18 protein-coding genes and 1 pseudogene are annotated in these 20,221 nt (G+C 59.2%); 10 read left to right on the top strand and 9 right to left on the bottom strand.

Annotated features, from left to right (window positions below; genetic code table 11):
- Positions 1 to 18 precede the first annotated feature (18 nt).
- The 3 genes from CTP10_RS32825 (at position 19) to CTP10_RS32815 (ending at position 7,712) form a co-directional block, all read left to right on the top strand.
- Positions 19 to 1,503 carry a restriction endonuclease-related protein gene (locus tag CTP10_RS32825; protein WP_116323669.1) on the top strand — a complete coding sequence of 495 codons (1,485 nt, stop codon included), beginning with the start codon at positions 19 to 21 and terminating at the stop codon, positions 1,501 to 1,503.
- A 1,464-nt stretch (positions 1,504 to 2,967) separates the two neighbouring features.
- On the top strand, positions 2,968 to 4,959 hold the full coding sequence (locus tag CTP10_RS32820) for a hypothetical protein (protein WP_158577781.1): 1,992 nt from the start codon (positions 2,968 to 2,970) through the stop codon (positions 4,957 to 4,959).
- On the top strand, positions 4,956 to 7,712 hold the full coding sequence (locus tag CTP10_RS32815) for a pPIWI_RE module domain-containing protein (protein ID WP_116324016.1): 2,757 nt from the start codon (positions 4,956 to 4,958) through the stop codon (positions 7,710 to 7,712). Before CTP10_RS32820 ends, CTP10_RS32815 begins: the two co-directional genes overlap by 4 nt.
- Positions 7,713 to 8,253: 541 nt before the next feature.
- On the opposite strand, the gene CTP10_RS32810 is transcribed toward CTP10_RS32815, so the two are convergent.
- Positions 8,254 to 8,544: a hypothetical protein gene (locus tag CTP10_RS32810; RefSeq protein WP_116324015.1), complete on the bottom strand. Its 291-nt coding sequence runs from the start codon at positions 8,542 to 8,544 to the stop codon at positions 8,254 to 8,256.
- A gap of 222 nt (positions 8,545 to 8,766) precedes the next feature.
- Between CTP10_RS32810 and CTP10_RS32805 the strand changes: the two genes are divergently transcribed.
- The 3 genes from CTP10_RS32805 to CTP10_RS32795 all read left to right on the top strand — a co-directional run bounded on the left by CTP10_RS32805 (position 8,767) and on the right by CTP10_RS32795 (position 11,366).
- Entirely contained in the window at positions 8,767 to 9,816 is a 1,050-nt protein-coding gene (locus CTP10_RS32805) for a hypothetical protein (RefSeq protein ID WP_271816181.1), read from the top strand.
- On the top strand, positions 9,755 to 10,978 hold the full coding sequence (locus CTP10_RS32800; protein WP_116324093.1) for an ISL3 family transposase: 1,224 nt from the start codon (positions 9,755 to 9,757) through the stop codon (positions 10,976 to 10,978). Before CTP10_RS32805 ends, CTP10_RS32800 begins: the two co-directional genes overlap by 62 nt.
- Positions 10,979 to 11,051: 73 nt before the next feature.
- Positions 11,052 to 11,366 (top strand): hypothetical protein, encoded by a 315-nt coding sequence (locus CTP10_RS32795; RefSeq protein ID WP_116324066.1) that lies wholly within the window; start codon positions 11,052 to 11,054, stop codon positions 11,364 to 11,366.
- 157 nt (positions 11,367 to 11,523) lie between these two features.
- Here CTP10_RS32795 and CTP10_RS32790 read toward each other — a convergent pair whose 3' ends face one another.
- Together CTP10_RS32790 and CTP10_RS32785 are read right to left on the bottom strand one after the other, a co-directional pair.
- On the bottom strand, positions 11,524 to 11,715 hold the full coding sequence (locus tag CTP10_RS32790) for a hypothetical protein (protein WP_147316364.1): 192 nt from the start codon (positions 11,713 to 11,715) through the stop codon (positions 11,524 to 11,526).
- Positions 11,716 to 11,870: 155 nt separating this feature from the next.
- Positions 11,871 to 12,506, bottom strand: coding sequence for a hypothetical protein (locus CTP10_RS32785; protein WP_116324067.1), 636 nt, complete (start codon positions 12,504 to 12,506; stop codon positions 11,871 to 11,873).
- A gap of 846 nt (positions 12,507 to 13,352) precedes the next feature.
- On the opposite strand from CTP10_RS32785, the gene CTP10_RS32780 reads away from it, so the two are divergent.
- The 3 genes and pseudogenes from CTP10_RS32780 to CTP10_RS32770 form a co-directional block, all read left to right on the top strand.
- Positions 13,353 to 14,879, top strand: coding sequence for an ISNCY family transposase (locus CTP10_RS32780; protein ID WP_271815661.1), 1,527 nt, complete (start codon positions 13,353 to 13,355; stop codon positions 14,877 to 14,879).
- A gap of 154 nt (positions 14,880 to 15,033) precedes the next feature.
- Positions 15,034 to 16,434 (top strand): ISNCY family transposase, encoded by a 1,401-nt coding sequence (locus tag CTP10_RS32775; RefSeq protein WP_271816177.1) that lies wholly within the window; start codon positions 15,034 to 15,036, stop codon positions 16,432 to 16,434.
- A gap of 225 nt (positions 16,435 to 16,659) precedes the next feature.
- Positions 16,660 to 16,950: pseudogene (locus CTP10_RS32770) on the top strand (IS110 family transposase); the annotation flags it as partial.
- A gap of 138 nt (positions 16,951 to 17,088) precedes the next feature.
- Here the strand turns inward: CTP10_RS32770 and CTP10_RS32765 are convergent.
- From CTP10_RS32765 to CTP10_RS32750, 4 genes are all read right to left on the bottom strand, one after another.
- Positions 17,089 to 17,562 carry a hypothetical protein gene (locus tag CTP10_RS32765; RefSeq protein ID WP_147316350.1) on the bottom strand — a complete coding sequence of 158 codons (474 nt, stop codon included), beginning with the start codon at positions 17,560 to 17,562 and terminating at the stop codon, positions 17,089 to 17,091.
- Between the two features lie 98 nt (positions 17,563 to 17,660).
- Positions 17,661 to 18,056, bottom strand: coding sequence for a PIN domain-containing protein (locus CTP10_RS32760; protein WP_116323927.1), 396 nt, complete (start codon positions 18,054 to 18,056; stop codon positions 17,661 to 17,663).
- Positions 18,053 to 18,298, bottom strand: coding sequence for an AbrB/MazE/SpoVT family DNA-binding domain-containing protein (locus CTP10_RS32755; RefSeq protein WP_116323926.1), 246 nt, complete (start codon positions 18,296 to 18,298; stop codon positions 18,053 to 18,055). The genes CTP10_RS32760 and CTP10_RS32755 overlap by 4 nt, the downstream gene beginning before the upstream one ends.
- A gap of 206 nt (positions 18,299 to 18,504) precedes the next feature.
- Positions 18,505 to 18,723, bottom strand: coding sequence for a hypothetical protein (locus CTP10_RS32750; protein ID WP_147316349.1), 219 nt, complete (start codon positions 18,721 to 18,723; stop codon positions 18,505 to 18,507).
- A gap of 328 nt (positions 18,724 to 19,051) precedes the next feature.
- Here CTP10_RS32750 and CTP10_RS32745 point away from each other — a divergent pair, with 328 nt between their 5' ends.
- Complete coding sequence (locus CTP10_RS32745) at positions 19,052 to 19,228, top strand: hypothetical protein (protein ID WP_233528488.1); 177 nt, start codon at positions 19,052 to 19,054, stop codon at positions 19,226 to 19,228.
- A gap of 60 nt (positions 19,229 to 19,288) precedes the next feature.
- On the opposite strand, the gene CTP10_RS32740 is transcribed toward CTP10_RS32745, so the two are convergent.
- Together CTP10_RS32740 and CTP10_RS32735 are read right to left on the bottom strand one after the other, a co-directional pair.
- Positions 19,289 to 19,714 (bottom strand): DUF2442 domain-containing protein, encoded by a 426-nt coding sequence (locus tag CTP10_RS32740; RefSeq protein ID WP_116323924.1) that lies wholly within the window; start codon positions 19,712 to 19,714, stop codon positions 19,289 to 19,291.
- Positions 19,701 to 19,949 (bottom strand): DUF4160 domain-containing protein, encoded by a 249-nt coding sequence (locus CTP10_RS32735; RefSeq protein WP_116323923.1) that lies wholly within the window; start codon positions 19,947 to 19,949, stop codon positions 19,701 to 19,703. Before CTP10_RS32735 ends, CTP10_RS32740 begins: the two co-directional genes overlap by 14 nt.
- Positions 19,950 to 20,221: the final 272 nt, after the last annotated feature.

Here is a 20,221-nt window from a genome sequence, read left to right as displayed (position 1 = left end):
CCTCCGGGAGACGTTCTGATGTCGGCATTGCTATTGCGGCTGGGAAGTCACAAAGCCTGGGAGGGATCCCTGGATGAGTTGACGTCCACCGCTTCAGGGCTGATCGGCACTCTCCCCTGGCAAGGTCAGACGCTGCGTACGCCATCACGCTCCGTTGTCGTGGACTACCGCTCCGCAGGGCTAATAGCTCCGGCCATCCGCAAACGGTATCAGTGGGCACACCTGGTGCAGTTGGTTGTCGCCTGCGTGCTGGTGCAGTCGGGCCATAGCAGGAAGTCCGCAGCAAAGCGCATGCAGTCGCTGGACCCCGCTGAGCTGATTGGACTGCTGATGGAACACAACGGGCCTGGTTCAGCCGACACCGTTGAACCAGGCATTTCCACCGTGGATCACGCCCGCGCCTTGAGACTTGCCCACGAAGCCGTATGCTTGCTGGCGGTCGGCCTTGTCGACCATTTCCAGCGAGCGCGCTCTGGTCGCTTGCTCGTTCATGATCCAGCGCTCTCGCCGGCCCTGCGGGGAGCGATGTTGCGGCTGGCTAGCTTGCACGTTATGTTCGGCATGCTGGTTCGATCTGATGGCGCCCACACCCTAGTTGCACAGTGTCGCCACGCTTTGCGCGCCCGCGAGTGGGGGATACCGATCTTTGACAGCCCGGACTGTCGATTTCACGGAATTCGCTTGCTCGATGGGCGGACTTGCCTTCCGACGATCGAGTGCATTGACTTGGCACGGCAGTCAGGTTCCGAGATCGACCTGAATGAGCAGCAGGCGTTTGCACAACTGAATTCGGCTTGCGACCAGTTCGGGATGCGTGGAAGCGACGTCTACTCCAAGCTACGAGAATTCATCACGCGACATCCCATCTCCTCCCCCACAGAGATACGCCGATTTCTGAGTGCATCCAGCATGCAACTGGCGGCGCCATTTATGGCGTCCTGCTACGAATCGGTTCAGCCCCACCACCTCGTAAATGGCGCCCTGCTACGGTGCGCAACTTGCGGCGCGCCGATGGCCAACTCAGTGATCGAAGGTCATGCGTGTTGTGCGGTACGTCAGTGCGGCGCGTTCGACGTACCGGTACCCTGTGGATCGGCTCGACAGGTGCCAGTACAAGATGTCCTTGTCGCGAAGTCGCATATTCTCGTTTACTGGTGTGGCCCAGGCCAAGACGAGATTGCTCTGTACGACACCGCCACCGCGAATCCGCCGGGACTCGTGGCGACACTGTATCCCGGTCGGGATAAGTGCGACGTCAGCCTGGATAACGAGACCATCGGGATCGATGTCAAGAGCCATGCCAGTCCCTTCCTTCTTGCGGACACCCTGAACCGAAACGTCGGGGGCTTGGAACTATTCCCAAAGAAATACATAGCTATCAACGATCAGGCCCTGTCGCGCTTCCCCGGCTATTTGGATATCTTGCGCCGGGAGTGCAATAGAACGGACATCGAATTCATAGCAGTTAGTGCTCTTCGCCGGAAGCTGAGGACTCGTTCGTGACCGTTAAACGTCTACAATCCCTCGGCCTCCATCGGCTGGACCTATTGTGCGCCTACTTTGTCCACGAGCTGGATCTGCACACGCTCCAGCACGCACCGGCGCTTCTCATGGGCTTCCGTAGTGTGGCTCGTGCACCCTTGTTGCGTGATCGGGAGATTGAACTCGACAATCTCCGTCGAGCATGCAATGGACTCTCGACGATTGCCGCACTGAAGGCCGCTGCGGTGCGGCACAACGATTCCGCCCTAGCATCGACGCATCGCCGTCTATTTCGCATCGATGAGCGCTCTCTGGCCATCAAGCCGAGATTCGACATCGTCGCGCCGGAGCTCAGCGAGGCACTGGCTGCACTAAAGACGCCTCACACGCCCGATGCGCATGATCAGACGTTGGCGGAATCCGACAAGCCGATCGCCATTCACGTCCAGTTTGGCGGTGAATCGCGCCGCTATCCGGTTCATGCATTGCCCGCGAACTTGCCGCTACCTCGCGCTCACGAAACCAGCCGACCGCCGCAGCGGCGTCATGTGATTCCGTGGACTGACTTGCTGGCGGAAGCAAGTGAAATGGACGCCATTGACGAACGACTCCAATCACCGAGGCGTGGCAACTGGCAGCAACGTCTGCAGTCCGTTGCGCTGCATAGCATCGACAACAACGGCGACTTCAACGTCGAATCGACGTTGTACCTAGAAGGTCTGAAGCATCTGATAGGGCTACCGGGGGCAGGAAAAACAACGCTTCTCATGTGTTTGCTGCGCTATCTCGGCAGCCGGGGACTCAAGGTTGCAGTCTTCTTTCCATCCATCGAGGTATGCCGCCAGTATCTCGATGACTTGCGTCGATACGATGTCCGTGCTGGCCTGCTAGTCGGGCAGTCACGCGAAACGCGACTTCGACATGCTCACAAACTTGCTGAATCACTGGCAACAGGCGATCCCCTCCGTGGTTTCGGAGCGTCCTGCGACAGTGCTCATCTGTTTGAAGGCGTCTGCGCTCTGCCGTCCCTCACCGAAGCACCAAATTCTGCCTTTGGCATCGCCGACTCCTTTTGCACCAGGGTTCTGCAGAATCCCGTCAACGACAACACTAGCAAAGCGACCAGCGATGGCACACTGAAGCGCAGGCTATGCCCTGTTTGGTCCCTGTGCGGGTACACACGCGCCGCCGCAGACTTGCCAAACGCAAATATTTGGTTAGGACACATCTTGTCCGCGGATACCCGCGTCCCAGCTCATACGACACTTCTCGATGAGCGCTACTTCGAGCTGATTGCAAGATCCTTTGACCTCGTGATCTTCGATGAGGCCGACCGAGCGCAACAGGATCTCGATCGAGGTGGTATTGCGGAACTTAGTCTTTCAGGCCACGACCGTTTCATTTCATCGACAAGTTCAACGAAGTACTCTACAGCCCATCGCGTCGGGACAAAACGCGGTCTTACATGGCGTCGAATATGCCCAATTGGCAATCGAGATCGCGGAGTTCGAGAAGCTGAACGTCGCGTTGACACATGCCATCCTGCGCCTAACGGAAGATCTGCGCAAGGCGTTCGACGGATTGCTGATGTCCCCTTTGCGAATTATTGGCGACTGGCTCTCTCCTAAGCGAGTCAGTTCGTTGAGCGACGACTTTGGAGCGGATCCGCAGGCGCAGTCAAAGGATGCGCTGTGTGAGTTGTGGGAGAATGCCGCGATTCAAGCATTCCAACTGCGAGGTACGAGATCAGTCAGCGTCGCGATTCCCGCTGATGTGACAATGCGCTTGGTTAGCGCTTTTCACATGTCCGCGGAAGATGCATCAAGCCTGCACAGCGATCTCTGCCAGTTGATGACCAACTGGCTCGCCGAGTCAAGCCTGCAGGAACTATCCAACCTCGTTAAACAGATTGCTCGACGCTTACGTGATGTTCGGCGAGTGTCGAGTGAGGCAGAGGCGCAGCAATTGGTTGGGCTGCTGCTGCCGGTGACATTCACGATCCTGAGCTATCGTCGCCTGTCCCCAAAGCTCAGCGACATGACAGCACAGGGCTTGCTTGATCCTGTCCGCATCGACGAACTTGCATCGCGCTCCTTGCTGCTGGCAACACCCGACAATATCTTGGGCAGCTTGAGTGGGGTTCGCTTCTTCTCGACGCCCTCTCAACGCGACCCTTTGGCGCATGCCACAGACGTACAACTACAGTATGTCGTGTTCGCTGGCACACCTCGACTGCTAATGTACCGGCTACATGAGTGGAATCGGCGACAGGATGGCATGTTCGATGGCCCCGCGGTACTGCTTACCAGCGCGACGAGTTACCTACCGCCCAGTCCCGCTCACCATATCGCTGTGCCCCCCCACTACGTCCTGCAGCGCGTTTCCCCTGAGCGTGAGGACGTCGCCCCCTCAATGTACGAGTTTCGCCCCATCGCGGATGGACATGTCTCAGATTCGCCCACCTTCCTGCGCTTCAGCGGCGAAAGATCAGACAGCGTGCGCATGGCGAACCTTGAAAAAATGGCCTTCGCATTGTTAGACGGGGGACTAACGGACTCTCAACTCGCCCGCGATTGCGACCACTTTGACGTGCGCCATGGCATAGCACGGCGCGCCGCATTCGTTGTCAACAGCTATGATCAAGCTCGCCGGTTGAAGCAGTTCATTGATCAGCGGCTACCCGCATGGCGCGGCCGCGTTATTGCGGTTGTGGATGACTTACCTGACGTTGGACCAACCGAAGGGTATGTGACGTCGTCTCGCGTGGAGAGCCTGGGTGATGATGAGACGTGGAAGTTGCTCATATTTCCTTACGGGGCACTGGGTCGCGGCACAAATATTGTCTTCACGTCCGGTCCGCGCCTGCGCGATGCGGCTCTCGGGTCGCTGTACTTTTTGACGCGTCCACATCCGGCGCCCAATGACATGAGCCTGCCTGTAAGCATGGCGGCGCGCGCCACGCTCGACTTCGATCTTTGCGACGATGACTCCGTGTCCGTGGAAGAGATCGGTAAGCGCTTGCTGGCTGCACGCCGGCAAGCCTATCAAAAGGTTGGCAGGTTGCTGCGGCGCCCCCTATACGCACGTGCACTGGGCGACCTGTTTGAGCCTTTCACAGCAAATATCGCTGTCTCACTGTTACAGACGATTGGCCGTGCGATGCGCAATGGCTGCCCTGTTCAGTGCTTCTTCATTGATCGCGCATGGGCGGAGCGCTCGGCCAAGGGCGAAGCGGATACGGAGACCAGCAGCATGCTCGTTCAACTTCGCCGGCTGCTCGAGCGTGGTGCGGCGGCTGAGGATCCCAAGGAAGCTGCGCTATACCGAGCTCTCTACGGCGCTTTCCTTGATCCGTTATCGAAGACCAAGGGCCTGAAAGTTGCGTTCGCGCGAGAAGACGCTAGCCAGGATGAGCCTTGGACGGATAACCCCCTGTGGGTTGCAGACTCTCCCATCCAACAAGAGGCAGGAACATGACGACCGCTGTCCGAGATGTGGCATTCGCGCTCGAGTTCTCCGAAGACGCTCCACCGTTGGTCCATAACGTTTTGGCCATCCGCTGGACCACAGACGTCCTTCGGATTCTGAAGCAAATTCGTGACGAGGCAACGAATCGCGCGAGAGACAAGGATGAAGAAGCATTTGTTCACCTGCCCTTCGCCAGTCTACGCGCGCAGCTTCAATTGGAGATTGAAGATTGGACCGCCCTGAAGGATGACATTGGACTGCGCTCTTTCCCCGACCTCACTAAGGAGCCCGGGCCGTGGGGTTTCCTGCCCTGCCAGAAAGGACAGGACTATAGCGAATGCGTGCGGGATGCTTTCGCTCGGTGGTCGGAAGGCGCATTATCCCATTTCAGCCAAGGCCGAGACGCGTATACGCTCGGCATCTCCGCACTGCGCAAGCTCAATGAAAGCAACCAGGTGATTCAATTCGCCCAGTCGCAGGTACAAGTGTTTCCATGGGATACGGCGGGAAAGTCTGGGGCGTTCTCGCCGTTCAATATCACAGCAGGCTGGCTCGCATCGCAGCTTGCCGGTAAGGAACTGTTTCCAGAATTGGGCCCGGTGGTACGGGTCGTCGGGAGCCCAGAGGGAAACAAGGCGGAAGTCATGACACGCCCTCACCATGCGGCTGGGGGGTACTTCAGTTTGGTCTGCGAGATCTCGCTAGAGACACTTCCTGGTGCGACTAAACCGATCGTCTATCTGAAGTTTAAACGGCGCCGGTGGGCAGATAGTTTGAACAATCGGTATCCTGCCAGCCCTACCATCGGGGGATACGTGTTTCCCCATCATGCTCGGCCTAACAGCGCATATCGCTTTAGCGTGATGCGACGCAAGGACGCCTGGGTCACCGATCTTGGCTATCCCGTCTACGAACATGCACTGGACCTGGTGATTGGCTATCAGGATGAAGACGTGCTTCGCTACCCTTGCGACGAGCGTGCCAGCGTGGTCGTAATGGTGAAGGCTGAAGTTGCCGAGGCAAGTCGATCCAACCTACAAGCTGGCGTCCCTCTCGTCGACCAAGCCGATGCCTTTGCATCCGCCGCCAATGCGCTCGAAGGATTCGGTCTACGGCCCTTCTCGGGATTCAGTGCGAGGAAGCCAATACGGCACAAAACTCCTCCACTGAGCGTTCTGAAGGCCGAGGTTGCCGTGGCTAGACTGCTTGCGCGCCATGGTATTGACGATACCGACACCGAAAGCGCAATTGAGACTGCAACCTTGGCGCCGTCGAACCGGTGGTTCAGATTGCAGCCGCCCACCCCGGATCCTGCGCACGACCGAGTCGTTCAGGCCATTCAAACACTAGTCAAAGACACAGCATATGCCACTGATGCGGGAAGACAGAGAATTTACTTTCTAAGCTATACCGCCGACGATATCGAGTGGGTCAAGACGACTGCGAGCGCAATCCTCGGAGACAATACCGAGGTATTCAGTGCACCCTTGCCGCTGAACACACACGGGCCTAGGATCCTATTGCCAGTCGACACGGGATCAAGGAAGCAGCGATTCGATGCACGAGTGCGTGAATGGCAAAAGTTTGTCGATCAAATTGGCGTGCCTGATCGCGCGATGATCCTCATCCAAGCTCCTCTGTTCTATGAGACCGGGGACGGACAGAGGAAGCCCGATGATAATGTCAACAAATTGGCCGCGCGAACGGCGCTGAGCAGCAGGGGTTGCACGGTACAGTACCTATTGCCCAGCGAGCCCGGCAGAATGGATCGATTCCTTCCCCGTTTACAGGCATCTGTCCTGGACCTGGCGTTTGGGCACGCCGGCTTTGTCTGGGGCTTGAGACAGGCGCGGGAAGCCTGCTTCGGCTCCCATCCGGGGGCACCACAGTGGGCATGCGCGGTGAGCTCGCTTCAGGTACACACCGAGTGGGACCGCCAACAGTCGGTGCTCGTTGCCACGCGCTTGGAGTGCGCCACCGGTGAATCTTGGGTGCGATTCGCCCATGCTGAGGCAGAGCACGTCATGTCGCCTTGGATGCGGTTTGACCAAGGTGCAAAGTATCTCGCCTCTCGCCGCGTCGAATTGCCGCGTACGCATGCTGATCAGCGCATGCTGCTGGCCAATTTTTTCGCGGACACGTTCGATGACATAACGTCGCTTGATCCCAGCGCAGTCGTGTTTATTGACTCTACGCGAACGGCTCGTCTGGCCTCTTGGCTCGGTGACGTCGGCGTGCGTACGCCGCAACGCCAAATAGCCGCTGGCGTCGTGCTGTCACAACGTTGGCCGATGCTACGGGTGCTGAGGGTGCGAGAACAAGCGCCAGCTATCGGACAAGAGAAATTTCACGGGCACAGCACCGAATACGGGATGCCCATCCGCTCCTGGACATCCACACAGAGATTGTTTGAGGTGGAAGGTACGTCGGCGCCCACGTTTTGGTCATTGGCCAAGCCTTCGACACACCACAAACGTGGCGCAAGCTGCTACCGCTCAATTTTGCTACCCGCTTCATCAAAGGCAAACGAAGCGAGTGAAGCATTTGCGATGTTTCCCGCGCAACCCGACAAGCAGCATTTGACCTCGCGAGCGGTGGAGTTCGTGATCCTCCAGAAGCAGCCACAGGACTCGAACCTACAACTCGCATCCTTTGCCCAGCATTTGCGTGCCGGGATGTTGACGGCGAGGAATGAGCCCTGGGTCACGACCCCGACTCCGTTGCGAATTATCGAAAAACTCTCCGAGTATATGCGCGCATAGAAATCCGCTGTTCAGAACTGCTTCCTTACAACTGGGGGGTCCGAAACGACTCAGCAACTAGCGCCGCATCGCTAACTGGGGGACTGGGGGCGCTTGGCTATCTCACGATGCATCATCACGATGCAGCGACGCTCGGACGACGCAGAGAATCCCGCTCAGCACCTAACCAGTACTCGGCCTGAATGTGCCTAATTATCAACATTCCAACATTGTCAGTGATTGGAAGGAATTCTGAGTAGTTGATTGCGACAACAAAGTCATATGTTAGATGTTGGCCGTTGTCATCTTTCTGGCTAGCACAGGACCATCGACAACAAGGCCTTCATCCCGCGCAGGCCTCGTTATCGTCTGTCCCGGCGGCTCGGTCTCCAGTCCACGGCTACACAAAAGGCGCCCGCCCACGATTTGCGACTTATGAGTTGCGGATGACAATGCCGACATCAGACACGGCATCATGGACGAGCAACTGACCAGAGCGCGCTGTCTGGACTTGGCCAACCGCGACAAAGACAGGCGCTATTTGATCGTCCGCGGCCTGGCTTCAATGAAATCGGAAAGTGTGGCTGAGCCGGTCGCGCAGGCGAGGCAGGTTGGTCACCCAGCCCTTGGCAACCACCACTTGCGCAGGCAGTCGTTCGGTGGGATGCGCAGCAAAGTAGCGCTCGCTGGCCTGCATCAGGTGCGAGGCTTCGCTCGGGAAGCACGATTGCACAACCATAGCGGCCAGCCGGAACACGTTGGCCTCGCGCTGGTCAAGCGCGGACGCCGCAGGCTCGCGTGCGACCGCCGCGCAGCGGATCATAAGCGCAGCTTCCACGTCCCGGGCGCGCATGGCGGATTTTTCCGATGGGTGTCCTCGACAGAGGGCTGTCAATGTACTCCGAATTGTGGCCCACGTGGTCATAGTCTTTGCCCTTCCGGCGTGGTTGGCCGCCCCCCACCTTGGAGAATGTCTGCCCGCACCGCTCTAAACTATTCCCCGCTTCTGCCGTATATCGAGAGTAGCGAACGAATTGCCAAGCGAGCAACAGCAACTATTTGGGGAGCTTGACAGGTGGATTTTCGAAAGGTAACGAGTGTCTTGGAGTTGCGTGAGCTTCTGCGAGATCGCATTCTCTCCGGTATCGACACGGAGCATTCGTCGATCATGCTCAGCCTCAAAAAGAAGTTTGGCGCCAAAGGCATACGCGTCAACAAGTGGTGGGTGATGACCGGCCCGGACTGGGAATGTCCCGCTTGCGGCCGATGCAAGGCCCAGATCGTTCGTCTTGATCAACACCAATTCCTGATGGGCCTTCTTCACGCGCATCACGACCATATCCAAGACTCTGTCCGCACGAGGTTCCAGGCCGAAGCGATCAAGAGGAAAGCAGTCGTTGCCAATGGCCATGCGGAGAAGTTCGCGATCCGAACGGCACTTGGCTTGTCGGCCTTTGACAAGACGGTCATTTGTGCCGACTGCAACGAGGCCGATTGGCGCGCAAAGCGCACCGTCCGGACCCATCCCGAGTTCTCATTCTCTCCGGCAGACATTCGCGCTTTTGTGGAGCCGCGTCCGAACACGGGTCCTCATGCCATCAACGCTGCGAAAGCCAAGGCAATCTGGCACGATGGGCAGGCGGTCTTTGCCAAACGAATGGCAATGGTCAACCGATTGGCGAAACTGGCAGCCAGCAACATGCATTGGTATCAGCCCTCTGCAACGACAGCCAATCAGACCGAGAAATTCGCGAAGGGAATCTTTCACTGGAGCGGGCTCTATGAACTGGCTCGGAACTTAGGTGAAGCTGGCGGCCCCAAATCTCTTCTTCACGATACCGTGGTGCTCCAGGGTAGCGTGGACTCGTGGCGGAGAAAGAAGGTTGACACAGCCAATTCCACGAACAAGGCGCCCTCCGAACAGGACATCCAACTCATGGAAAGGACCCGGGGAAAGTTTTGGTTCTTCGCCGATCTGCGTGATCGTTTAGAAACAAAAAGGGCCAACCGCCCACCACTGGTATCTTGGAGTTGCGACACAACAAGAATCAGGAAGGTGGAGGTTGGCCCCACGCGATTGTATGGCCCAGCTCGGCTGCTGGGAAGGCTATCGCTTACGCGATAGCTGGGAGGAGACCCGTAATGGGCAGCGTTTTTGCATCATCCGGCTGGAACCCAAGGCACGTCGGAGGCGGTGCTGCGATGGCTGTGGTCGAGGTGTTAGCAGTATCCACGACCGAGTGGAGCGGCGCGTGCGGGATCTTCCGGTGTTCGAGATTCCGGTAGAGCTGGTCGTGCCGCGGCTTCGTCTAGCTTGCCGGCGATGTGGCCCGAAGCTGGAGCGCCTGGACTGGCTCGCGCCCTATGCGCGGGTCACGACGCGGTTAGCGGCCAGCGTAGCGCGACTATGCAAGGTTATGTCGTTGCGCCATGTCGCGGGCTTCTACCGGTTGGCCTGGACCACGGTCAAGCGCATCGATCTGCGCCATCTCGAGCGGGAATTGGGGCCGGTCGATCTGAGCGGGGTCACGGTGATCGCGATGGACGAGTTTGCGATCCAGAAGGGCCATCGCTATGCCACAGTCATCGTCGAGCCGTCGAGCAAGCGGGTACTCTGGGTCGGGCGCGGTCGCTCCCGAGAGGAAATCCGGCCCTTCTTCAAGCTGCTTGGCCCTGAAGGCTGTGCCCGGCTTCGCGCCGCGGTGATGGACATGAATACCGCCTACGACCTTGAAGTGCGGATGCACTGCCCGCAAGCGGAGGTTGTCTATGACCTGTTCCACGTGGTGGCCAAGTACGGCCGTGAGGTCATCGACCGCGTCAGGGTGGATGAGGCTAATCGGCTGCGCGGCGACAAGACCGCCCGTAAGGTGGTCAAGTCATCTCGCTGGTTGCTGCTGCGCAATCGGGAGAACGTCACGCGTGAGGCCGATCAGATCCGGCTTGAGGAAATACTGGCGGCCAACAAGGCGCTGATGACCGTCTACGTGCTCAAGGACGACCTCAAGACGCTTTGGGCATATCGGCATCCCGGCTACGCCAGGCGCTTCTGGCATGAGTGGTACGGCCGAGCCATGGCCAGCGGCATCGCCCCACTATGTCTCTTCGCCAAACGGCTCAAGCCATACCTGCCAGGCATCCTCGCCCACAGCCGCTGGCCACTGGGGACCAATCTGGTGGAAGGCATCAACAACCGGATCAAGGTCATCAAACGCATGGCCTACGGCTTCCGCGATGACTATTACTTCTTCCTGAAAATCCGGGCAGCCTTCCCCGGAAATCGGTGAAGAACCAAAGTTTTGGGCACGGGTGGGGCCGGAGTGGACTTGCGATTGCTGCGGCCGTACTCGGTATCAATGTGTGCGCCCTTCGAAACAGACGCCGTGGGTCTTTGAAGTCAAAAGCAAGGTGCTCTATGACCCCATCATTGAGGAAGGATATAGCTACGTCGAGATGTGTGAGGACTGTAGCAACGTTGCGAAACATCTCGCGCGAGAAACCCTCGATACGGTACAAGCCGATCTATATCATCCCAGCGAAATCGTGGCGCTTGCCGAACTGCAAGACTTGATCAAACCGCGGCCGCACTCCCCCCACGGCATAGACAACGCCAAAGTCGACAGGTTATTACCGACGCTGATTGCGCGGATCCCCATTCCGGAAGAGCGAAGCTAACGATATCGTTGCAGGCAAGCCTGCGCTGGCCGGATGGACTCTGTCTTTGCCGCGCGACCGTGTGCGGCAGGCGGTATCAACTCCCTGGCCGACGCGAGTGCTGGCGCCTTCGCGCGAGGTGGCTCTGGCCAGTCAGCCGCCTGGTTAATACGGTCCTTTAGCGCGCGGGGGTTGCAGGCAGCAGTTGCGAGGGCCCGAACCGGTTGTAAAACATTGGGTCTTCGGAAGCTGCTGCAGACTCGGCGATCCGGACCCGAGACTTGGTTGGGGCCTGCTTTTTGATGGCGGCCTTGAATTCGGCGAGCGAAGACCATGTGCCCGGAAGGATAAGAACTGCGAGATTTTGCATGAAACGAATTGCTTGGAGGTGGGTGCGCCGCGGCCAATGCGACGGCGCGAGGCAGGACCCTCTCGGTCCTATGGGTTACATGACGCGTCACTCGCGCATTGCCGGCTTGAGGGCCGCGTCGACGGGGGCATCGCGCCGCGAGCCCCGCGATCTAGTTACAGTCCAACTTCAATCTGATCCAGTCGGTGGTGTAAGGCATCGGTTAGCCAGCGCACGAATGCACACCATCCGCCGTGCGAGAGCGCCAGCCCGCCGCTGCCCTGGATCAACCAAGTGGACGATCTCTCCGGCTCATTATCGAGTTGCCAGCGTAGCCATCGCATGATCACCGTTTCCAACTCGAATGGGACATCGGTCAGATAGATATACCGCTCGCCCTGCGCTATGGTGGGTAGTCCGGCCGGCAGCCAGTGTGACAAGGCGCGCCTGGTTTGCGCGGCCGTCGGGATGCACTCGACCGGAACCGGCGGATCTTCATAGCGGTTGGCGACCGCCCGGGCGACGTCGTCGAGAGTTGAAGGCGTCCGAGTATCGACACGCTCGACGTTGCGCAGGATCTCCTGCGTGCGAAGAAACTGGCGCTCGGAAATTTCCCGGTTCGCTCGGAGTCGCCGATTCGTCTCATACAACGTTTCCAGCGGGTAGCGACGGGCGAGTCGGACCACATCGAACAGGGTCGGACGTCCGAGAATGATGGGAATCTCCGCCGGGGTACCGCGCAGTTTTGGGTTGGACCACAGGTGCGCGCCCGCGCGAAATTCCATGTCTCGGAACACAAATTTTTCAGCCATGGCACCACTCCAAGCAAACTCGAATCTTAGATGGATTCGCGCGATAGCACGGTGCTGCGGTTCTTCCTGCGAGCGCTGCATAGTGCGCGTGACCGGCGCAACGACGCTGAAGCGCCATGCCGACCAACTGCATGGGACTAACGAGGTCCCGTTCCACATTGTAAAGCGACGCCATTGTTCGGAAACGCTGCATGTGGCCCCGGGGCGCCGCGATCGGATTTTCGTCTCGCGCACTGAGGAATGGGAGACTGAGTACCCCATAGATCACTTCCTCAAAAGCGAAAACTTAGTGAATGAGAAAAATTGCGCCGTTGTTCTGCGTGGCGGCCAATAACCACCAGGGGTAGCGTGCCGATCCGGCAAACCGAACAGACGCGATATCTGGAGCAGCGTTGGTCCCTCTCCAACTGACCGGACCTACCAAACAACGAAGTACTTTCGCACCTCAATTATCAAACACAGCCTCCGCATGGGAGGCTTCGTTCATTTGGGGTGACGAGAGCGTACTTGCATCCTTCCAGCAGAATTGGAGCAGTTGGGGTCGTCGGAGGCAACGAATCCCCTAGCAATTGACCTCCACTGCCTCACCAGTGATCCTCCGCACAGTTGCTATTCCTACTTTTGACCGCAGTTTTGCGCTACGCCTTTCTTGTCATATCTCTTTTCCGCTGATAGAGCGTGGGAGGAAAGCTGACGTGTATTGCGAAGGACACGTGTGTGAGGCAGCAAGAGAGCCAAATCCGTTCCGACAACTTTGCGTTAGAGGACTCCAAATAGAAATGTCGTACCCCCTTGCCAAGGCTGGCATGCTGGCGGCTTTCCGTCTGTCCGAGACCGGAGGCCGCGATGCGCAAGCCCGAGACCATCACGATGACTATGCGCGAACTCGATCGGCTCAAGGTGATTCAGGCCGTGGTCGATCATGGCCTGTCGGTATGGCGCGCGGCCGAGAAGCTCGGCTTATCACGGCGTCAGGTGGAACGTCTGGTACTACGCTACCGTGAGGACGGTCCCGTCGGCTTGGGCTCGCGCAAGCGTGGTCGTGACAGCAACCGCCAGCTCCCGCCCGGGCTGGAATCCCGTGTCCGGGGCCTGATCCGCGACAGCTACGCCGACTTCGGCCCCACGCTGGCGGCCGAGAAGCTGCGCGAGCGCCATGGCATCAACCTGGCCACGGAAACGGTGCGCCGGATCATGATCGACGCCGGTTTTTGGATCCCCAGGAAGCTGCGCCCGCCCAAGGTGCACCAGCCGCGCAACCGCCGCGCCTGCCTGGGCGAGCTGGTGCAGATCGACGGCAGCGACCACGCCTGGTTCGAGGACCGGGCCCCGGCCTGCACGCTACTGGTGTTTGTCGACGATGCCACCAGTCGGCTGATGCAGTTGCTGTTCGTCCCATCGGAATCCACACCAGCGTACTTCACCGCCACACGCGCCTACATTGAGCGCCACGGCAAGCCGATGGCGTTCTACAGCGACAAGTTCAGTGTCTTCCGGGTCAATGCCCGGGACAGCGCCGAGGGGCGCGGCTACACCCAGTTCGGGCGCGCGCTGTTCGAGTTGAATATCGACATCCTGTGCGCCAATTCGAGCCCGGCCAAGGGCCGCGTCGAGCGCATGAACGGCACACTGCAGGACCGGCTGGTCAAGGAGCTGCGGCTGCGCGGCATCAGCACGATGGATGCGGCCAATGCCTTTGCCGCGCATTTCATCGCCGACTTCAACGCGCGCTTTGCCAAGGTGCCGCGCAGCGACTTTGATGCGCACCGGCCGCTGCGCGGCGATGAGGATCTGGAGCGGATCTTCAGCTGGCGCGAGTGGCGCAAGGTGTCGGCCAGCCTCACGCTGCAGTATGACAAGGTGCTGTACCTGCTCGAGGACCGGCCCGAGCACCGGCGCCTGGTCCACCGCTACCTCGAGGTCGCCGAGTATCCGGACGGGCGGATCGAGCTGTGGGCCGACGGCGCGTCCCTGCCCTACACCACCTTTGACAAGCTCGCCGAGGTCGACCAGGGCGCGATCGTCGAGAACAAGCGGCTCGGGCACGTGCTGGCCATTGCCGCGCAGGTGCAGGCGCGGCGCGACAGCCGGCAAACCATCGGGCCGTCGCGCACGCTGGCCGGCGAGCCGCCGCGCCCACACCGGCCGGCGCCCAACACCAAGCGGCAGCGGCTGATCAACCGGCTCGATCTGGAGCGCGCGATGGCGGCGCCGCCGCGCAATGAGAAGGCGGACATTTTAACTTTGCCCACCGTGAATCCATTGCCCCACCCTGGGCTAAATTCTGTCACGTCAGGCCAGCACCACCGCCCCACCACCACCCCGCAAAAGACGCCAACCCCGCACAAAAAGCACGCTCGCTCCGACATTTGAATTCAGCGGAAGGGACGACCTTTCAAAACCGGCTGGACAAGCGGTGTAGCGGCAAAGTTGTAATGTCCGGTTTTGGCAAAGTTGAAATGTCCGCTTGAGTGCTCCATTCGTGGTATTTAGCCTGCCCGGTTGAACACGATGGAGACGCCAGAGGATGGCTAAATCCGAGGTCATTACAGTCAGCATGCATGAGTTAGACAGGCTCAAGACCGTCCAGGCGGTCGTAGATGGTCAGTTACGGCCCGGTGTGGCCGCCGAACGGTTGGAGATCACGGACCGGCAGTTCCGGCGGCTGCTGGAACGCTATAAACAGGAAGGCCCGTCCGGGCTAGTGTCGCGACGGCGCGGGCGACCCAGCAACAATCGCATGCCTGCGGACCGCGAATCTGTAGCCCTTGGCCTGATCCGGGAACACTACGCCGACTTCGGCCCGACCCTGGCGGCCGAGAAGCTGCACGAGCGCCATGGACTGACCTTGTCCAAAGAAACGATCCGCCGACTGATGACGGCAGCCGGCCTGTGGGTGCCGCGCAAACAGCGGCCGCCCAAGGTCTACCAGCCTCGTAACCGCCGCGCCTGCTATGGCGAACTGATCCAGATCGACGGCAGCGATCACCGCTGGTTTGAGGAGCGCGCGCCAGCCTGCACGCTGCTGGTGTACGTCGACGACGCCACCAGCCGGATCATGGAACTGCGCTTCACTCATTCGGAATCCACGTTCACGTATTTCGCGGCGACCCGTGCCTATCTGGAGCGCCATGGCAAGCCGGTGGCGTTTTACAGTGACAAGGCCAGCGTTTTCCGGGTCAACAAACAAGGGGCGACCAGCGGCGACGGCCACACCCAGTTTGCCCGGGCGTTGTTTGAGCTGAACATCGAAGGCATCTGCGCCAACAGCAGCCAGGCCAAGGGCCGCGTCGAGCGGACTCACCTGACCCTGCAGGACCGGTTGGTCAAGGAGCTACGCCTGCGTGGCATCAGCACCATGGAGGCCGCCAATGCCTTCATGGCGGAGTTCATCGCCGACTACAACGCGCGCTTTGCCAAGGTGCCGCGCAATAACCACAACGCCCATCGGCCACTGCGACCGGATGAGAACCTGGATCTGATCTTCGCTTGGCGCGAGCCACGCTGCGTGTCCAAGAGCCTGACGATCCAGTACGACAAGATGCTCTACCTGCTGGCGGACACCCCGGAGCACCGCAAGCTGGCCGGCCGCTACATTGATGTCTATCACTACCCGGATGGCAGGATCGAGCCGCGGGCGAATGGCGCCGCCCTGCCCTATACCACCTATGACCGGCTGTCGGAAGTGGACCAGGGCGCGATCGTGGACAACAAGCGCCTGGGACATGTGCTGCAGATGGCCCAATACGTTCAGGAGAAGCGCGACAACACACGGTCGCTATCTGTGCCTGGCACGGAGGGGGCTCCCCGCAAGCGAGGACGACCGCCCGGCAAGAAGTCGCAGCGCTCGCTGGATCAGAACGATATGTTGGAAGCGCTAAAACGCTTACAGCGGCAACCGTGGCCGCTTAACGGAACCGAGAACTGATTTCAGCTTGACACCTGGGAATTCAAATCCGCCCTGCTGGCATGACCGCCCCACCCTGATCACAACTCTGCCGCTTCAGGCCAGCACCACCGCCCGACGGGCACCCCAAAAACAGAACAAACAAAGCTGAAATGACACCGGACAACCGGACATAATGAAATGGTCAGCCCGATCGCCCGATGCATCGCCTAGGCTGGAGGCGTTACTTCTCGGAGGGAGACTGCCATGAGTGAAGTCGCGTTGATCGGCATTGATCTCGGCAAACATGTCTTTCACTTGCATGCCCAGGATCGCGGTGGGCATGAACTCTGGCGCAAGAAGGTGACGCGCAAGCAGTTGCTCCTTTTGATGAGCAACTTTCCGCCCTGCACGCTGGTCATGGAGGCCTGCGCAGGCTCCCATTGCCTTGCGCGAGAGCTGCAGGCACTCGGTCACGAAGCCAAGCTAATCGCGCCACAGTACGTCAAGCCGTTTGTGAAGGGCAACAAGAACGATTTCGTGGACGCGGAGGCCATTCAATTTTGCCTGGACAATTACTTACACAGCACACCAAGGCTACCGGGAACGGCTTTTCCGATTGATTACCCAAGGCGGGCCGCGCGACACTTCGCCTAGACGAATTCTCAGGAGCGAACGGAGCAGTTCGCTCTCGCGTCAGGTGCTTTTCCGACCTACGCGCGGAGCAGCGCTTAGGTTGCAGTTAAAGCGGATATCCACGTTGTCGGCCCCAGCACTTCCCCAACCGATCGTCTGCCAGCGCAGGAGACTACGCAACGCCGACACGCCAGGATCCAGATCTGCCTCATCGTCTCCGCAAAAGAATTCGCGAAACGCCGCAAAAGAAATAACTGCCGAGAACGAAACGCCTGCCTCGCCGTCGTGAGTGCTCGGATGCAAGTCGGAGTCGATCGCAATTCGCACGCCGCTCTTGCTGGCCAACCGCAGGAAAGCGTCAGCCTGTTCATCCAACAGCATCACCGGGCTGAGTTCTTCAACCAGCCGCGTCATTCCGGGCATAGGAGGCTTTGCATACATGCCCCACACGTGGATGCCCGGCCGAAGCGGCGACATGTCATCTAACGTCCATCGCCGGTTGCGGTTCTCCAAAATTTCTTTCAACGTCAGCACGATCCTTCCGCTTTTCCGTGTTGTTTCAGTTCATTAAGCCAGGTTGACGCCAATCAGCTTGCGCAGATCGGCCTGGAACTGCTGAATGCCTTTTTCCCTTATTTTATGAGCCGCATTCCGGCGCCCTTGGCCGCTTTCGTGTCAAACGTCATCGTGTATTCACACTGCGCGTCGTGACACATCCGTTCGATAAGGCAGTCGGCGAAATCGGCCGATGACCCGCCATAAAGGCGCAATGCCTTCCAGACTGTTTCCGCCGATTCGACTACCAATTCTTTCGTCCGTAGCAGCGTCTCGACCACCTGCGTGATTTCATCGCGGTCCGCACCATAAGCCCGTCCTAATACCCACACGACTTCGACGAGGGCCACCTGGGTGACATAACCCGGGGCGTCCCCGGTCAGCGACTCGATCAGTTCTGTTGCCTGCTTAGCCTGCACAGGATCATCTTGCGCGAAGTATCGTACGAGCACATTCGTGTCGAGACCGATCATCGCGCAGAAGCCCCTTGCTCCGCTATCGCTGCATTCATGTCGTCGATCGAGACTGGCTTCGCAGGCTTGCGAATAATGCCCTTGAGAGCGGTTACCGAGCGGGTGGCAGGGACCACTTCATAGCGTCCCGTTTGTTCATTGAGCACGAATTCGATCCGGTCCCCGGTAGACAGGCCCAGATGAGTCCGCACTTCCACCGGGATTGTGACCTGTCCCTTTGATGTCATGGTTGCAGATGCCATAGCACCTCCTGATACTTGCATTCCTTACTTTAATGTAAGGAAATCCAAACGGCAAGATCGTCCTCTCACATCCTTGTATTGGCATCCGCAAGTTGCAGTTGAAGCGCCCAAATCGTACCGAGTGCGCCGAACCAGGGCGCTGATCGCGGCATGCCGCTAGTAGCCTGTGATGATAGTTGCTGGCGCCGCTTGGCGGTTAATTGCATTTAGATTTCGGCGTCGGGCGTCACTTGACATCCCGGCAGCAAAGCACTGGCCGCGCTGCGTATCTCGTGCATCACATAAGTGAAATCCTCATACTGCGCCACGTTTGGCGCAATTTTATAAACCGCGCCAAAATGGCGCCATTCCTCAAAGCGAACTGCGCCACGCTCATCAGCCGCTGCGTGTTCGGGTGCCAAGGCGCATGCGACGAGCATCGTCAAACCCAGTTCGTCCAGCTCACGCAGGGGCGTGCTCGAGATTGCCCCCTTGCAGCTCTCCCGATTAGACAGCACCGACAAGCCACCGCAGTGCCTCGCCGCCTGGGGCAATGGGCATCTCCTGTCAGGCTGTTCGTATGCGGTCGCCCGGTTGGGAAGAGTTTGTCGCGCGACGAAGGCGTCGTCTCAGGTAGTGGTCGCGGCATAGAGGCCCGCCCCGGGAAGCGCGGCAAGCCAGCCAGACTGCTGTTCGCCAGCTTGTTTCATTAAAGTGAAACTATAAATTCAGAACGGGATTGGCTGCCTTCTATCGAATTCGCCTACAGCCGCCATGGAGGCCGCCAATGCGTTCATGGCGGAGTTCATCGCCTACTACAACGCGCGCTTTGCCAAGGTGCCGCGCAACAACCACAACGCCCATCGGCCACTGCGATCGGATAGGAGCCTGGATTTAATCTTCGCCTCGGCAGGCGCCAACCACCTTCCACTTCGGTCGGCCGCGGGTTAATTCGCAACGATAGGCGGCATGGTTGGCACTGCTGAAGCGCTTCAGGGGCGCTCCTTGTTTTCACGCGGCGGCAGGCAACTTGCTCTTGCGGGGGCGTCCGCCAAGCCTACCGTTTTCCCGCGCAGCCGCCGCCTTGGCAGCCGTCGAGGCCGCACCTCCACGTTTGCCCAGCTCTGACGCCATCCAACGCTTGGAGCCGAGAAAACCTTCGAGCAGCGCCGGCAGATACAGATCCGCGTCCAAGTGGGGGAAATGGATGCCAAGCCCCGAGGGGCTGATTTCGGCGTCGGCCAAGTCCGCCGGGTGGGCGTGTTCCAGACCCTGCGCCGCCTTGGGCGAAAACGCCAGTTCAAGGCCGGATGCCAACGCGATTACCACGCGCGAGACGCGCCGGTCATAGCGCACCGACACCACCGCCGGGAAGGAGGCCCTTTTGGCCGCGCCGCGCGCATTCGCAGCGGCCAGCACGTCGTCAGTAATTTCCATGGATGCCTCTCCAGTCGCGGCACAACGCCGCCAGATGGGCGATCAGCGCGTCGACGATTTTCCCCAAGTCCCTGGCCGCAAAACCATAGTTCTCGCGCAATTCTGGCGGCCCCTTCGGACAGTGCAGATTGAAGACAGCTTCGCAGCCTTTGCCCATCACGTGGACATGGGCCGGGCGATGGTCGTTGGGGTAGATCACCACACGCAGGCCGAAAATCGATAAGACCGTTGGCATTGATTGTACCAAACCTAAGCGGCTTGGGTTATTAGTGCCGTGATCTTACAACGGCATGGTGCCTGTGCCTAGTTCGCCATACGCGGATTCGATGTTGCCTAGCCATCTCGAAGTGATGTGCCTTCTATCGCGACCAGATCGCCCCCGCATTGCTTCCACTCCGATTGGTACCAGCTGAAGTGGCCCGGGGGGCGCTCTCACTGGAAACCGCCGCATTTTGCACACCGGCAGCGGATGTATAAGATACTTATTAGCCATATGTTTATAAGATA

Source organism: Cupriavidus sp. P-10, assembly GCF_003402535.2.
In the GTDB taxonomy this organism is placed as follows: domain Bacteria; phylum Pseudomonadota; class Gammaproteobacteria; order Burkholderiales; family Burkholderiaceae; genus Cupriavidus.
Note: the sequence above shows the minus strand (reverse complement) of the source record. Positions and strands in the feature narration are given on the sequence as shown.

Bases quoted from the DNA above. Each gene is read 5' to 3' on its own strand.
- CTP10_RS32745 (WP_233528488.1), top strand. From the start codon at position 19,052: ATGGAGGCCGCCAATGCGTTCATGGCGGAGTTCATCGCCTACTACAAC.
- CTP10_RS32785 (WP_116324067.1), bottom strand. From the start codon at position 12,506: ATGGCTGAAAAATTTGTGTTCCGAGACATGGAATTTCGCGCGGGCGCG.
- CTP10_RS32740 (WP_116323924.1), bottom strand. From the start codon at position 19,714: ATGGAAATTACTGACGACGTGCTGGCCGCTGCGAATGCGCGCGGCGCG.
- CTP10_RS32775 (WP_271816177.1), top strand. From the start codon at position 15,034: ATGGCTAAATCCGAGGTCATTACAGTCAGCATGCATGAGTTAGACAGG.
- CTP10_RS32780 (WP_271815661.1), top strand. From the start codon at position 13,353: ATGCGCAAGCCCGAGACCATCACGATGACTATGCGCGAACTCGATCGG.
- CTP10_RS32735 (WP_116323923.1), bottom strand. From the start codon at position 19,949: ATGCCAACGGTCTTATCGATTTTCGGCCTGCGTGTGGTGATCTACCCC.
- CTP10_RS32825 (WP_116323669.1), top strand. From the start codon at position 19: ATGTCGGCATTGCTATTGCGGCTGGGAAGTCACAAAGCCTGGGAGGGA.
- CTP10_RS32760 (WP_116323927.1), bottom strand. From the start codon at position 18,056: ATGATCGGTCTCGACACGAATGTGCTCGTACGATACTTCGCGCAAGAT.
- CTP10_RS32790 (WP_147316364.1), bottom strand. From the start codon at position 11,715: ATGCAAAATCTCGCAGTTCTTATCCTTCCGGGCACATGGTCTTCGCTC.
- CTP10_RS32755 (WP_116323926.1), bottom strand. From the start codon at position 18,298: ATGGCATCTGCAACCATGACATCAAAGGGACAGGTCACAATCCCGGTG.
- CTP10_RS32810 (WP_116324015.1), bottom strand. From the start codon at position 8,544: ATGCGCGCCCGGGACGTGGAAGCTGCGCTTATGATCCGCTGCGCGGCG.
- CTP10_RS32815 (WP_116324016.1), top strand. From the start codon at position 4,956: ATGACGACCGCTGTCCGAGATGTGGCATTCGCGCTCGAGTTCTCCGAA.